Annotated in this window: 12 protein-coding genes; 8 read left to right on the top strand and 4 right to left on the bottom strand. The window is 42.5% G+C overall.

Features of this window, described 5'->3' with window-relative positions; genetic code table 11:
• Positions 1 to 59 precede the first annotated feature (59 nt).
• Positions 60 to 1466: a signal recognition particle protein gene (gene ffh / locus HLH14_RS14635; protein ID WP_067726538.1), complete on the top strand. Its 1407-nt coding sequence runs from the start codon at positions 60 to 62 to the stop codon at positions 1464 to 1466.
• A 56-nt stretch (positions 1467 to 1522) separates the two neighbouring features.
• Here the strand turns inward: ffh and HLH14_RS14630 are convergent, their stop codons facing one another.
• A complete protein-coding gene (locus HLH14_RS14630) occupies positions 1523 to 2674 on the bottom strand; it encodes an IS4 family transposase (RefSeq protein WP_067726536.1) in 1152 nt (383 codons plus the stop codon).
• 280 nt (positions 2675 to 2954) lie between these two features.
• Here HLH14_RS14630 and HLH14_RS14625 point away from each other — a divergent pair, with 280 nt between their 5' ends.
• The gene (locus HLH14_RS14625) at positions 2955 to 3530 is read left to right on the top strand and encodes an RBBP9/YdeN family alpha/beta hydrolase (protein ID WP_067726534.1); all 576 of its coding nucleotides are present in this window, start codon (positions 2955 to 2957) and stop codon (positions 3528 to 3530) included.
• Between the two features lie 162 nt (positions 3531 to 3692).
• On the top strand, positions 3693 to 4259 hold the full coding sequence (locus HLH14_RS14620) for an RBBP9/YdeN family alpha/beta hydrolase (RefSeq protein WP_067726532.1): 567 nt from the start codon (positions 3693 to 3695) through the stop codon (positions 4257 to 4259).
• On the opposite strand, the gene HLH14_RS14615 is transcribed toward HLH14_RS14620, so the two are convergent.
• Both HLH14_RS14615 and HLH14_RS14610 read right to left on the bottom strand, forming a co-directional pair.
• Complete coding sequence (locus HLH14_RS14615; RefSeq protein WP_067726530.1) at positions 4241 to 4981, bottom strand: type III pantothenate kinase; 741 nt, start codon at positions 4979 to 4981, stop codon at positions 4241 to 4243. The genes HLH14_RS14620 and HLH14_RS14615 overlap by 19 nt on opposite strands.
• Positions 4982 to 4990: 9 nt before the next feature.
• Positions 4991 to 5749, bottom strand: a complete 759-nt coding sequence (locus HLH14_RS14610; protein WP_067726528.1) for a biotin--[acetyl-CoA-carboxylase] ligase — start codon at positions 5747 to 5749, stop codon at positions 4991 to 4993.
• Positions 5750 to 5779: 30 nt separating this feature from the next.
• Here HLH14_RS14610 and HLH14_RS14605 point away from each other — a divergent pair, with 30 nt between their 5' ends.
• From HLH14_RS14605 to ligA, 5 genes are all read left to right on the top strand, one after another.
• Positions 5780 to 6589 (top strand): sulfite exporter TauE/SafE family protein, encoded by an 810-nt coding sequence (locus HLH14_RS14605; RefSeq protein WP_067726526.1) that lies wholly within the window; start codon positions 5780 to 5782, stop codon positions 6587 to 6589.
• A gap of 198 nt (positions 6590 to 6787) precedes the next feature.
• Positions 6788 to 7483, top strand: a complete 696-nt coding sequence (locus HLH14_RS14600) for a GntR family transcriptional regulator (RefSeq protein ID WP_067726524.1) — start codon at positions 6788 to 6790, stop codon at positions 7481 to 7483.
• Between the two features lie 10 nt (positions 7484 to 7493).
• Positions 7494 to 10946, top strand: coding sequence for a chromosome segregation protein SMC (gene smc, locus HLH14_RS14595; protein ID WP_067726522.1), 3453 nt, complete (start codon positions 7494 to 7496; stop codon positions 10944 to 10946).
• A 1-nt stretch (position 10947) separates the two neighbouring features.
• Positions 10948 to 11886: a cell division protein ZipA C-terminal FtsZ-binding domain-containing protein gene (locus HLH14_RS14590; RefSeq protein ID WP_067726520.1), complete on the top strand. Its 939-nt coding sequence runs from the start codon at positions 10948 to 10950 to the stop codon at positions 11884 to 11886.
• Between the two features lie 91 nt (positions 11887 to 11977).
• Positions 11978 to 14017, top strand: a complete 2040-nt coding sequence (ligA, locus tag HLH14_RS14585) for an NAD-dependent DNA ligase LigA (protein WP_067726518.1) — start codon at positions 11978 to 11980, stop codon at positions 14015 to 14017.
• Between the two features lie 68 nt (positions 14018 to 14085).
• Here ligA and HLH14_RS14580 read toward each other — a convergent pair whose 3' ends face one another.
• On the bottom strand, positions 14086 to 15153 hold the full coding sequence (locus HLH14_RS14580) for an SDR family oxidoreductase (protein WP_067726516.1): 1068 nt from the start codon (positions 15151 to 15153) through the stop codon (positions 14086 to 14088).
• Positions 15154 to 15289: the final 136 nt, after the last annotated feature.

Below are 15289 nucleotides of genomic sequence, written 5' to 3'. Positions count from 1 at the left end.
TAAATTTTCTATTTTAAGAAAGATTTTTTTGCAACTGGCAATTTTAAGCGGATTTTGCAATGTTTGATACCTTAACAGAACGACTCACGCAGAGTTTAAGAAATGTTACTGGCTCAGGGCAGCTAACCGAAGACAATATTAAAGATACGTTACGTGAAGTACGTATGGCACTTCTTGAAGCCGATGTTGCGTTACCTGTAACTCGTGAATTCATCGCGAAAGTTAAGGAAGAAGCATTGGGTCAGGAAGTGATGACTCAGTTATCACCGGGCCAGGCATTCGTAAAAATCGTCCATGACGAACTCACAAAAATGATGGGTGAGGCCAATGAAAGCCTCGACCTCGCAGCAAAACCACCCGTGGTTATACTGCTTGCAGGTTTGCAAGGTGCGGGTAAAACCACAACTGCCGCAAAACTTGCACGTTTCTTACAAGAACGCCAAAAGAAAAAAGTAGCCATGGTTTCTGCCGACGTTTACCGTCCAGCGGCAATCAAACAGCTACAGACTGTTGCAGGCGAAGTGGGCGCAATTTTCTTTGAATCTAACGCTGACGAAAAACCAATTACCATTGCCAAGCGTGCCATTGAACAAGCAAAAATTCAGTTTGCTGATGTGCTGATTGTCGATACAGCAGGTCGTTTGCATGTCGATGATGACATGATGGACGAAATTAAAGAGCTTCACGCAGCCATTAACCCCACTGAAACCTTGTTCGTAGTCGATGCTATGACCGGTCAGGATGCGGCAAATACTGCAAAAGCCTTTAACGATGCGCTACCTTTAACCGGTGTGATCCTGACCAAAACCGATGGTGATGCGCGCGGTGGTGCGGCACTTTCTGTTCGTGCCATTACTGGTAAGCCAATCAAATTCTTGGGTATGGGTGAAAAACTCGATGCCCTAGAGCCATTCCATCCTGAGCGTATTGCACAACGTATCCTGGGTATGGGTGACGTGCTTTCTTTAGTCGAAGAAGTTGAACGCAAGATCGACAAAGAACAAGCCGAAAAAATGGCGAAAAAATTGCAAAAAGGCGGCAGCTTCAACTTTGAAGATATGCTGATGCAATTTGAGCAAATGAACAAAATGGGCGGCATGATGGGCTTCTTGGACAAGTTGCCTGGCATGAGCAATTCAGGTATTCAAGATGCGATTGCGCAAGCCAATCCTGAAAAGCAAGTGAAAAAAATGGAAGCGATTATCCAGTCGATGACCATTAAAGAACGCCGTAATCCAGACCTGATGAACCCGAGCCGTAAAAAACGTATCGCAGCGGGTTGTGGTATGGAAGTTGTTGAAGTCAATAAACTGATTAAACAACATGCGCAAATGGCGAAAATGATGAAGAAATTTGCTAATCCATCGGGTATGGCAAAAATGATGAAATCATTGAGCGGTATGCAAAATAAATTCGGCGGTGGTGGCGGTATGGGACCATTGTTCGGTGGAAACGATAAGAAGTAAGATTGTACTTCTCATCGTAAAAAAGGCGCTATAGGCCACTGCTGTCCCACAATTTTTCATAAAAGGAGGCTCAATTGAGCTTCCTTTTGTTTTATCGGTATTTTATCGGGCATGAATAAAGCTTTTAAGGTTTTTCTCTCAAACAGATTTACTTGGATCATTCTTAGTAACCGTTGAACCGTCCAGCCTTCTTGTCCTAAATGCCGGGCAAAACTCACCAGTAAATAGGCAATCAGGGCAATCCAAATTTGCGTCTGAATTGCGTTCCTGCTTCGGCCTATAAAGGCTTTTAATTTCAAATTCTGTTTAATCGCCTTAAAGAACAGTTCCACTTTCCAGCGGTCTTTATAAATCGCTGCAATCGTTGAGGCAGATAAACGGAAGTTATTGCTGAGAAACATAAAATGCTTGCCACTCTGCCGATCAATATATTCAATTTTTCTTAATGGTGGAGTCTGTCTTTTCACTGCATGTGCACTATTCAGCTGGATCGTTTCATCTTTTAAAATCCCTTTGGCTACAATGACTGGATGTTGCTGAATAACCCGATAAACTGCCTTGGGTCTGAGACGTGTCACAAAGCCAATATTTTGAGCGGTCAGATTCGCATACCATTTATAATCTACATAGCCTTTGTCAAAGACCACAATACTGCCAGAGGGAAACTGGAATTTTCGGCCTTGTACCATGTCATTTTCTTTACCATTTTCAACTGCAACAAACTCAGGAATATGATTGCTGTGATTCAATCCTATGCTCAGTTTCATGCTGGTTTTTGAATCATGAACTTTGGCCCATGCGCACAAGGAAAGCGACAGATCAATGTGACTGGCATCCACGGAATACAGAGGATTCTTGAAGCGAAATTTATGGGCTACTTTTGATTTTTCACAGTATTGCAGTAATTGATGAAACATCTGTTTATACAAGGCAGCAGGTTGCTCCTCGTTGATTCGTGCCAGCGTGCTTCGGGGAATAGACTTTGCTCCGAGATGATTAAGCTTTTCCTGCTGGGACTCAAGATTGGATTGAATATCCCGTAGGCTTTGTCGGCAGGAAAGTTGGGACATTAACAGGGCAATAAACTGATCCCATCGAGAAGCAGATCTGAATTTCTGCCCAACATGATGTTGTTTAGCAAGCCGTTCAAAATCTTGTCGTAAGACTGGTTTAATTAACTGATGAAATACGGTATTCTGATGTGACAAAACCTGAATCCTGGTCGTTAAAGTGTTTGTTTGCACTCATATTTTAACTGTTCGGACTCAGGTTTTTTTATTTAAATCAAACTATGGGACAGCAGTGGCTATAGGCGCCTTTTTTGTTTTTTATCAGATCATTTAGTGCTTTCTAAACTTGAAAATAATGTTTGTGAATTTGTAGGTTAAATAAAATTAAAATGAGAAATACAAAACAACTCTACCTATTATTATGAAATAGGATAAATATAAAACCATAATAAAATTGTCCATAACAAGAAGAAAAGACATGTCACAACTTCAGAAGAAAGTTTATATCGTGCATGGTGATCAGGAATCGCCGAATGATCATTGGTTTCCATGGCTCAGCCAGCAGGTCCAACATTCAGGTCATCTTGCAAGACGTTTGACACTACCCGATGCAAACGCGCCTAATTTTCAAATATGGCAACAAGCGTTACAGATGCAAATGCCAAAATTAGATCCGGAAAGCATTATTGTCGCGCATAGTCTGGGGTGTCTTGCGAGCTTGCATTTTTTAACTCAGGAACTCAGCCAGACTCAAATTAAAGGGCTGATTTTGGTTGCCGGTTTTAAAGATAAATTAACCGCATTGTCCGAACTGGATGGTTTTATTCGGCAGGCAAAGTTAGACATGGCCATTTTGCAAAAACAGATTGCGACCCGGTTTTTACTATTTTCCTGCAATGACCCTTATGTGTCTCCGCCTAAAGCTGTCCTGTTAGGGCACTCTATTAATGCCCAGATGCAAGAGGTGAAGCATGCGGGGCATTTTATGCGAAGTGATGGTTTTAATGAGTTTAAACAAGTCTGGGATGTTCTGAAACCTTTGCTACATCATTGATAGACTTGGCATCTATTTTGAATTTTTAAGTAAGTGATTGATTGAATTACGGAGGGCAAGACCTTCTGTAATTCGTATTTTCATAAAAAAGACCAACAAATGAATCACTCAATTCAGGCTGAGCTTGTTGCACACTAAACGGCATAATTAGAGGGAAGAAGAATGGCTCAAGTTAATGTGTTGCATGGCTATACTGCCAGCCCAGAAGAAAACTGGTATCCCTGGATTCAGCAGACTGCAGATCAGCAGCATTACAGTTTAAAAGTATTGCGTTTGGATCCTTCAACACATCCAGAATTGTCTGTTTGGGAATCACAAATTGATGAGCAGATAGAAGAACTTGATGAAAATAGTATTGTGATTGCGCATAGTTTGGGGACTGTGGCGGCATTACATTATTTGTCCAAACATTTAAATCATCAGCGTATTAAACAGCTGGTTTTGGTTGCCGGTTTTAATGGACATCTGGGGCGTTTAGAAGAAGTCTATCCTTTTATCGATGCCGCCCAGATTGATTTTGAATTGCTGAAACGCCAGATTGAAAATCGTGTAGTGATCTATTCAGAAGGGGATAATCACGTTCCGCCAAAACTTAGTATTGAACAGGCTCAAAGTTTAGATGCTGAGCTGATTTCTGCTCAATGTCAGGGACACTTTATTGATTCTGAAGGTTGTACGGAACTGCCTGAAGTTTGGCAGGCCATACAACCTTATCTCATTTCAGCATAATGCTGAATATAGCGCTGTAGACCTTTCAATAATAAATCGGTCTCTATAATCGGATGGTATTTTTGTAAAAAAATGGCGAATAAAGGCGCATCACCACCCGTTAAAATCAGTTGTCGAGGTGATTGCTCTAGCACCTTTTCAATGCTACTCACCAACCCCAATAAAATGCCATGATGTACCGCATCTATGGTATTGCGTCCAGGTGTTAATGCATCAAAGGCTGCATCAGGAATCTTAATTCCCTTGGTGTTTTGAATCAGGGAATCTCGCTGTAAATACAGATTCGGTAGAATATAACCGCCCAAATGCTGTAAGCCATCTACAAGATCAATGGTTAAAGCCGTCCCGCAGCTAATCACACAATAATTTTGCTCTGGATCACGTGCTACAGCCAAAACCTGTAACCAGCGATCAATACCGAGTTGGCTGGTATTATCATAACCACAACTTAAACCGGCATATTCGGCCTGCACTTGGGCAAACACCACTTGAATACCAAGACTTTTTAAGATGTATTGAATACGGTCGTTGTTTTTCTTGTCTTGTACCGAAGAGACACCCACATTATTCAAGTTTAAACTTTTAAAGTGCTGAATCAGACCTAAAAGTAGATCGGCAGGCGACTGTAGATGCATTTCTGCAGTATGTTCGATGACTTGATTGTTATCGGTAATCCAATATTTTAGACGGGTATTCCCAATATCTAACCATAAATTCTTCATTACATTTCTCTAAAGAGAGGTTTCTAAGCGACGTAAGCGCCCTTGATAAAATTGTTTTAAGCCTTCGCTGGTTTCAATGTTGACCGCACCATCATCCTGAATCCCTAAAAAGATACCTGAACATAGCCCCGAATGATGCTCAAATTCAACCGCCTGATTTTTAAAAGCCGCATAGTGATTGAAACGGGCAGCCAGGTTATAACAATGATGATCAAACCATTCACTGGCCTGTTGAATCGCCATATATAACTCTGCAACAAGCTGAATACGAGAAATATGGGTCAAGCCCAATTCACTCAATGAGGTTGCATGTTGATCAATGTGTTCTTTAGGCACAGGTTCAAGATTGATCCCTACACCAACAATCACCTGATGCGGGGAAAGCGGTTCAACCAGAATTCCACCCCATTTGCCTTGGGTACTATAAAGATCATTCGGCCATTTTACTTGCAAATCCAGGTTCTTCAGACTTGGCATTTGTAGAATATTTAATGCAATTTCAAGGGCAAGCCGGCCATCAATGGGTGTTCGCGTATTCAGCAATGTGCTTAAATAGATGTTCCCTTCAGGGGAGACCCATTGTCGTTGGCGTTGTCCACGACCTTGAGTTTGCCTCGTACTACAGACTAAAACGCTCTGAACGCCTTTGAGTGCAATTTCCCGTACATCATCATTGGTTGAAGTCGTGACTGGTTTCAGTATTAAAACTTCAGGGAGCTGATGAGCTTCGTCGAGGATTTTTTGCAGTTGTCGAGTCTCTAAATCCATTTAAATCTAAGCAACAGTGGAATGTGAATAATGGAGTTAATCATATATTTATTGATTGGTGCAATGGCTGGTTTTGCTGCTGGACTGTTTGGTGTCGGTGGCGGGCTGATTATTGTGCCAATTTTATATATTGTGTTCACGCAACTGCATTATGATCCTTCAGTCATTATGCATCTGGCTGTCGGCACTTCATTGGCAACCATTATTGTGACCTCAATCAGCTCTGTCTCAGCACATCACAAACGCGGTGCTGTGATGTGGAATGTATTCCGTAATTTAGCACCGGGTTTGGCTTTCGGCTCATTTTTAGGTGCTGGTATTGCTGACTATATATCGGGTCAGGGCTTGCAGTTGCTAATCGGATTCTTTGCGGTCTGGGTCGCATATGGCATGTTTAACGGTGCAAGTAAACCCGTTGATCCTTCGCATCATTTACCATCTAAAGGGATGCAATTGCTTGCAGGTGGAGGCATCGGGATTGCATCGGCTATTTTCGGCATCGGTGGTGGTAGTCTTACGGTACCGTATTTAATCCGTCATGGTGTGGTGATTCAGAAAGCGGTAGCAACTTCTGCAGCAGGTGGCTTACCGATTGCGATTGCCGGGGCATTAGGTTTTATGTGGTTTGGTTCGAATACTCAAGTTGAAGTACCGCATAGTATTGGTTATGTGCATATTTATGCCTTTATCGGCATTAGTGTGATGAGCTTTATTACTGCAAAACTCGGGGCAAAAGTGGCACATAAGTTATCGCCCGCCATGCTGAAAAGATGTTTTGCCTGCCTTTTAAGTATTGTCGGTTTATATTTTATATATCAAGGATTTTCGACCTATTTTTAATTTTAAATAAGAGAAAAATAGAATGAAAAGGTGTGCTACAGTTCAAGTGTTCACACCTTTTCTATTGGCTTTAAAGACTCAAGAATTGTCTGACAATGTCATATTTTTTTGCTGATAAAACGTAGTAAAAATAACAGGGTCAATCAAGACGTGTGAAAATTTTTCGATTGCATCTTATAAAAACAAGATAGGACGAGTATGCAAGAACAAGAAAAGAACAGTTTGTCCGAACAAATTGCGAAGCATATTAGTGAGCAAATTATTCGTGGCGAATTGGTTGAAGGTGAACGCATTCAAGAGTTGCGAATCTCGGCTGAACTCGATGTCAGTCGTGGCTCCGTGCGTGAAGCATTATTGTTGTTAGAACGCACGCAACTGATTGAAATTTACCCACGCCGTGGTGCGGTTGTGTCAGAAATGTCTGCGCAACAAGTCCGTGCTTTATTTGATATGAGCGCGTTGCTATTGGGACAAATTGTGCATCGTGTAGCAGAAACTTGGCGCACCCATGAAGCTGAAAGAATTCAGGCATTATTGCAGCAATTGCATGAAGAAACGCGTCAGGGGCATACTGAAAAATTCTATGATTTAATCTTTCAAGGTATGGCGCGCCAGCACGAAATGGTGAGTAATCCTTATTTGATGAAGTTCTATCAAGAGCTGTTACCCTCAATGCGCCGCAGCTATTTTTTAACCTTAAATATCTCTCGTCGCGAGCTAGAGGAATCATTTGAACTGTTTAAGTTAGTGACTGATGCAGTTTTGATCCGAAAATCACAACAAGCTACTTTATTTATGGATGATTTTTGTCGACACTTGCGCAACCTTGTGTTGGAATCTCTAACACGGATGAAACAAATCGAACTTGCATGGGCAAGACGTTCACGACGTTGATCAGGACATTATGCGTTTAAGCAGCTTAAAACTTTCCGGCTTTAAATCTTTTGCCGATAGTACGACTTTACATTTCAAGGCGAATCGTACCGCTGTTGTTGGGCCAAACGGTTGTGGTAAATCTAACGTGATTGATGCCATCCGTTGGGTGATGGGGGAATCCAGTGCACGCCAGCTTCGCGGTGGCAGCATGCAAGATGTCATTTTTACCGGTACCGCCAAACGTAAACCTGTAGGCGTAGCCAGTGTTGAACTGCGTTTTGATAATACCTATGGCAAGCTCGGTGGTACATACAATGCCTATAATGAATTGGCGGTGCGTCGTCAGGTCAACCGCGATGGCAAGTCTGAATATTTTTTAAATGGCACCAAGTGCCGTCGTCGTGATATCACCGATATTTTCTTAGGCACCGGTCTTGGTCCACGGTCATACGCGATTATTGAACAGGGCATGATTAACCGTCTGGTTGATGCCAAACCTGAAGAAATGCGGGTGTATATTGAAGAAGCTGCGGGTGTTTCGCGTTATCAGGCACGTCGTCGTGAAACCTTGTTGCATCTGGATCACACCACGCAAAATTTATCGCGTCTGGAAGATATTGCATCGGAACTCAAGTCACAGCTGAAAACCCTGAAACGTCAGTCTGAAACTGCTGTGCAATATAAAGAACTCGAAACCCAAATTCGCACCATCAAAGTTGAAGTGTTGTCTTTTCAATGCGAGCAAAGCAGCCGCTTGCAGCAAGAATATACTCTTCAAATGAATGAGTTGGGCGAAACATTTAAGCTGGTTCGTTCAGAGTTAAGTACTTTGGAACATGACTTAACTGCAACCAGTGAACTGTTCCAACGCCTGATTCAGCAGTCCACACCCCTGCAAAATGAGTGGCAACAAGCCGAGAAAAAACTCTCTGAATTGAAAATGACACTGGAACAAAAACAGTCTTTGTTCCAGCAAAATACTTCGACTTTAACTCAGCTCGAACAGCAAAAACTACAAACCAAAGAACGACTACAATTAATTGAATTGCAAATTGAAACTTTGCAATCACAACATGAACAACAGACTGAGCAATTACAGCAACAAGAAAGCCAGAACCAAAACCAAACCCAAAGTTTTGCTGATTTAAAAGCACAGCAGCAGCAAGCGCAGCAACAGTTTGAACTGATCAAAGCGCAAGTTGAAAAACAGCAACAGCAAAAAATGCAGATGCTGGCGCAAAGTGAGCAGTTAGCAAAAAATATTGCCCGGATCGAACAGCAAAAACAAACTCTGCAACAGCAAACGATTCAGATTCAAAATCAAGATCAGCAAGATGATATTGAACAGCTGGAAAGTGAAAAAGTTCAACTTGGCCAGCAGATTGAACAGTTAGAACAAAGTATTCAAACGCAGAAACAATCATTAGAGTTGCTGCAAGCACAATACGCACAGCAGAAAAATGATGTTTCAAGTTTGAAGTCAGCCATTCAAGTACTGCAATCGGAACAGAAAAATCTCAATCAGTTGCTGATTAAGAACAGTCCGAAAGTTCAGAATGATGCTGTGCAGTTGATGCAAGTGTTAAAGCTGAAAGATCAGGCCAAAGCGCATGCCAATCTGATTGAAAAGTTTTTGGCAAAATGGCTTTCTGCACACGTATTAGATGCGGATGCTGATTTCGCTGAAAGTATTGCCCGTCAGCTGAAAACCCATGTTTCGCAAGATCAGATTCAGCTCGCTGGTTTGCCTTGCTTGGCTGACTGGATTGAGTCGCCACAACATTCTATCTGGCAGCAGGTTGCGCTTGCGGACAATCTCAACCAAGCCTTGTCTTTGCAATCACAGTTAGGCATCGGTCAGTCCATCTTAAGTTTGGATGGCTATCATGTTGCTGCGGATTGGGTGATTGGCTTGTTTTATGATGAAGCAAGCCAAGCTGGACAGGGTGCACTCAGCCATCGTATTCGTTTAGATGAAATTGAAACGGCACTGGCACAGCAGTTACCTCAGCTTGAAGCCGCGGAACAACAATTGCCGGAAATCCTACAACAGATTCAAACCCTGCAAAAAAACCTTCAAGATCAGCAAGACCAGTTAAAGCAACAGCAAAAGGCCTTGCAACAGCTTGATGTCAACATTGCGAAAGTACAAAGTACGGCTCAGGCATTTTCAGTACAGAAACAACAATTGCAAAATCAGTTACAGCAACTCGATGCACAGCTTGAAGAAGATGCCATGCAAAAAGATGATCTGGAAATTGATTTGCATGCGTTGAATCTGAAACTTGAACAGGCTTTACCGAATTATAAAACCCTGCAATTTCAGGTTGAAGAACTCACCGAACAGCTGGAAAATACCCAGCACACCTGGCAGCAAGCTCAACAGGAATTGGAGCTGTTACGTCGTCAAGCTACACAAACTGGGCAGCAAGTTGAATTGCTGGAAAAAGATGCTTCCTTCTCAAAAGCACAATATCAGCAGATTATTGCGCAAATGGAACAGGCGAAAAAATTTGTCGATCCTGTACAATTAGAATTGCCAGCACTTGAATCACAATTTAATCAACAATCGCAAGTCACAGAGAAGTTGCAAAAGACCTGGAATGAATGGCAAGTTGAACTGAATAATATTCAAGAAAAACAGCAACAGTTAACTGAGCAACGTCATCAGCATCAACAGCAAGATGAGAAGTTACGCGGTCAACTGGAAGAAAAACGTCTGGCTTGGCAAGTGGCCAAATCGGATTTTCAGCATTATTCAGAACAACTTAATGCTTTGAATAGTGAAGTGATTACTGGTTTAAATATTGATATCGTTGCCCATCAGCAACAGCTGGAAAAAGCCCAACAACGCTTTGAAAAATTGGGCGCAGTTAATTTGGCTGCTTCTGAAGAATACCAAGAAGTCTCCAAGCGCTTTGAAGAGCTGAGCCATCAAATTGAAGACCTGGAAAAAACGGTTGATCAATTACAAGGCGCCATGAAAAGTATTGATCAGGAAACCCGCAAGTTGTTTATGACCACCTTCGATCAGGTCAATCTCGAGCTACAGGATTTGTTTCCTAAGGTATTTAATGGTGGGGAAGCGAGTTTAAGTCTTGAAGATGACTGGCAATCGGGTGTAAAACTAATGGCTCGACCGCCAGGCAAACGCAACAGCTCTTTGGCCTTATTGTCTGGTGGTGAAAAAGCATTAACAGCATTGGCATTGGTGTTTGCAATCTTCCGTTTAAATCCGGCACCGTTCTGTGTTCTGGATGAGGTTGATGCCCCTTTGGATGATGCAAACGTGGGGCGGTTTTGTAATTTGGTAAAAGAACTTTCTGAACAAGTTCAATTCATTTACATTACCCATAATAAAGTTGCAATGACGATGGCAACCGATTTGTTAGGTGTTACCATGCCAGAACCTGGTACATCAAAATTAGTCACTGTCGATTTGGAACAGGCAAAAGAATACGGTTTAGTCGCGGAGTCATAGTATGGAAATCACCACCGTCGTTGGTATTGTTATCGCCGTTATCATTATGTTATTCGGTTTAAGAATACTGTTTAAAAAACCTGCTAATGCAGCACCTTCATTAGATTCAGAACTTCATGTAGACACAGATAGCCAGCAACCCGTGATTCCTCGCCATGTCCGTGATCAATTACAAAGTGTCAATGAGCCATCAAGTATAGAACGTGTTGAACCCAAGTTGGCAGAATCGGCTGTTGAGCTCGCTCAAGATGCAAAAAAAGCACAAGCAAAATCTGAAAATACTGAAGTTAAAGCGCCAATCGTAGCAGAAACAACCAATCAAGTTGAATCAAAAACAGAGGCTGTAAAAGACCAAGCGATTCAAGCTGAACCAACTGTAGCAAAAGATTCAGCAGAACATAGCGTAAATGCGAATATCGAAAAAGCTGAAATTTTAGAATTTGAAGATGAAAGCAGTATTTTGGATGAACATTTACATGAACAGCAACGCGTTGATGAAGAAAGTGCCTTATCCACTGCAGTTGAGTTTATTGCGCTAAATGTTTACCCGGAACGCCGCGTACTTTCAGGTGAAAAAACCTTAAAAGTATTGCTTAAGTATGGTCTACGTTTTGGTGAAATGGCGTGTTTCCATCGTTACAGCCAAGACGACAGCAAATTACTGTTTTCAGTTTTACAAATTACTGATGAAGGCGCTGCTGGTTTTGACCTTGAAACCTTGTCCACTGAACAAGTGAAAGGTTTAGCATTCTTCTTGGCTTTGCCACATAGTGATGTGCAAAATGCCTTTGATACCATGGACAGTCTTTCACGTCTGATTGCACGTGAAATTGATGGCACCGTCTATGATCAGAACAATCAGGAATTCACACCTCAGTTGCGTGAGCAATGGCGTCATCATGCAATCGACTATCGTGCAGGACAAACTGCTGAAGTTTAGTTTGAAACTGACGGACTCGATTTCTATAATAGCGAGTAGATAAAATATTTTTTAAGGGCGGAAATCAACCGCCCTTTTTTATGGTGAGTGTATGACCCAAGATTCAACTATCAAAGCGCAAATGCGTCAATTGATTCAAATTTTAGCCAAGCATAACCACGCCTATTATGTGATGGATCAACCAAGCATTGAAGATAGTGAATATGATCAACTCTTTCATCAGCTCAAAGCTTTAGAAGAGCAATATCCAGAATGTGTACAGCCGGATACCCCGACCAATAAAGTCGGTGGCAAAGCACTCCCTAAATTTGCAAGCGTAACCCATAAGGTACCGATGCTGTCATTGGGGAATGTGTTTAACCAAGAAGACCTGTTTGCCTTTGCGCGCCGTGTAGAAGAGCGTTTGCCGAATCAAAAAATTCAATATGATGTCGAATTGAAGTTCGACGGCTTGGCCATTTCCCTATGGTATGAAAATGGTGTGCTGGTTCGTGGGGTAACACGAGGAGATGGCGAAACAGGCGAAGATATTACCCATAATGTCAAAACCATTCGCAACTTACCGAAAGTGCTTTCATCTGCTCAAGATCCAGTTCCAACGTTATTAGAAGTGCGTGGTGAAGTGCTTATACCAAAAGCGGGCTTTGAAAAACTCAATGCCGAGAATGAAGCTAAAGGTGAAAAGACCTTTGCCAATCCGCGTAATGCAGCTGCAGGGAGTTTACGTCAGTTGGATCCAGCTATTGCAGCATCACGCCCTTTAGCATTTTATGCCTATGGCATTGCGCAGTGCGAACCACATCATGGTCAAACTACCATGTTTGCCAGTCTTGAATGGCTCACTCAATTTGGCTTTGCGGTAGGTGAATGTCATTTTATTTGTGACAGCATTCAGGAAGTGCAGCAATGCTATGAAGAAATCAATGCGAAACGCGCGAATTTGAGTGTTGAAATTGATGGCTTGGTCATTAAAGTGGACAGCTTAAAGCAGCAAAAACAATTGGGTTTCTTAAGTCGTGAACCACGTTGGGCAACGGCGTATAAGTTCCCCGCAGTTGCTGCTTTAACCACGGTTGAAAATATTGACTGGCAAGTGGGTCGTACGGGAATTTTAACACCAGTTGCACGTTTAAATCCTGTGGCTGTAGGGGGTGTAACAGTATCCAATGTCACCTTGCATAATATTGGAGAAATCCACCGTTTAGATGTGCGTATTGGCGATACCGTCAGTGTCTACCGTAGTGGCGATGTTATTCCGAAGGTGGAGAAAGTCTGGCCAGAATTCCGACCAGTGGAGGCCCAGGAGATCCATCTTCCAAAGCAATGCCCAGTGTGTGATTCGCCAGTGGTGATGCCAGAAGGTGAAGCTTTGGCGCGCTGTTCAGGCGGTTTGTACTGCGCGGCACAACGTATTGAAGCGATTCGTCATTTTGTCTCGCGTAAAGCCATGGATATTGAAGGTCTGGGTGATCGTTGGGTGGAATCTTTATTACACCTCGATTTGTTGAAAAATGTCGCTGATATTTATTGCTTGCATGAACATCGGGAACAGTTGCTGACGATTGAGAAAATGGGGGAGAAGTCTGTTCAGAACCTGTTTGATGCGATAGAAAATAGTAAGAAAACCACACTGGCTTCCTTTATTTATGCCTTGGGTATTCGCGGTGTCGGCGAAACAACAGCACGTATGCTGGCCAATACTTTTCAAACTTTTGATGCCCTTAAAGCTGCTGATCTTGAAGCTTTAAAGAAAACGCCCGATGTCGGTGACATTACCGCTGAATGGATTATCGATTTTTTCCAGGCTGAACATAATGTGGAAGTGGTGAATCGTTTGCTTGAAGCCGGAATTCACTGGGATGCACCAATTGCACCAACACGTCAGCCACTCAATGGTGAGAGTTGGGTGGTTACTGGTACGCTCAGCAGTATGGGACGTGATGAAGCGACACAGTTACTCCAAGCCTTAGGCGCGCGTGTCAGCGGTAGCGTGTCGAGTAAAACCAAATGCGTGGTTGCAGGTGAAAAAGCGGGTTCTAAACTTGAAAAAGCCGAAAAGCTGGGAGTACAAGTAATGAATGAAACTGACTTTTTAAACTTGATGGCTGAATACGGACAAGTACAAGTTTAATACCTGCTTAAAGTTTCAAGCAGCGCAGTTAAAACCACATGTCAGATGCATGTGGTTTTTTTTAGATGTTAAGGAATGTACTTTTTCACTACACCATCATCCAGTAACTGCTGGAAATGCTCAATCAAACTGGTTTCAATGTTGCGGTATTGAATGCCGAGTTCTTGCTGACTTTTATTGGCATTAAAGTAGATCGGATAGCCCATATTCAGTTCAACAAATGACTTGGAAAAACCTGCCAAAGGACCAAGCAGTTTGAAAGCCGCCTTCGGGAGTTTATTGCGGGGGAAAGGGAACTTAGGACCAAAGTTCTGACGTAAAATTTTGCCCATTTCCAGTAAGCTCAAAGTGCCGCCACTAATAATATAGCGCCCTTCGGCATCAGCATTAAATGTAGCTTGAACGTGTGCCTCTGCAACATCACGGACATCGACGATCCCATTCCACATAGGCGGTACACCGAGCAAGGTCATGCCGTTAGCAAATTGTTGTAGAACTTCCACACTGCCTGACTGGGTATTTGCGGTTAATGATGGACCGAGAACCAGTGCCGGGTTAATGCACACCAAGTTCCAACGTTGTTGTGCTTTTTGCATCTCCCATGCTTTACGTTCCGCAATGACTTTGGAGTAAGGATACGGTTGATGCGTTTCTGAACTCGTGGTATTCCAATGCGATTCATCAAATTCATTCTTTGCGGTGTGTTGAATATCAATGGCATCGCCATAAGTCGCGGCAATACTTGATGTCACGATCACACGTTTCACTGACTCGGTTTTATTGACACTGTTCAGCACATTTTCAGTGCCTAAAACAGCAGGTTCAATAATGTCTTTTAGCGCATCTTTAAAGTTGCTCACTACAAAAGGTGATGCCATATGCAACACGATTTCACAGCCTTGCATGGCTTCATCAAATGAATTTGGTTCAAGCAGATTGGCTTTAAAAAGTTTAAGCGTGCCCGTGGTTTCAGCGGCAATTTTATCTAAATGTGCAAAGCTTGGCTTTTTGTTGAGATCACGAACAGTGGCATGTACGGTATGACCTTGCTCCAGTAAATTTTTAATCACCCAACTGGCAATGTAGCCTGTCGCACCTGTCACAAGAACGGGTGCGGTATGTTGTGGATTTGTCATAGCTAAACCATTGTTGTTTTTAAATTTGTGTCTATCTTAGAGTGAAATCGCAGGCTTGTCTTTGACCGATTGATGCTTACTTCAGCTAAAATTTGTATGTAGCAGCATTCTACTTGTTGTTAGTCGCAGCTGAACT

Origin of the sequence: Acinetobacter terrae, assembly GCF_013004375.1 — a bacterium.
Taxonomy (GTDB): Bacteria; Pseudomonadota; Gammaproteobacteria; order Pseudomonadales; family Moraxellaceae; genus Acinetobacter; species Acinetobacter terrae.
The sequence above is the reverse complement of the archived record's forward strand: the minus strand, read 5'-3'. Positions and strand labels throughout refer to the sequence as shown.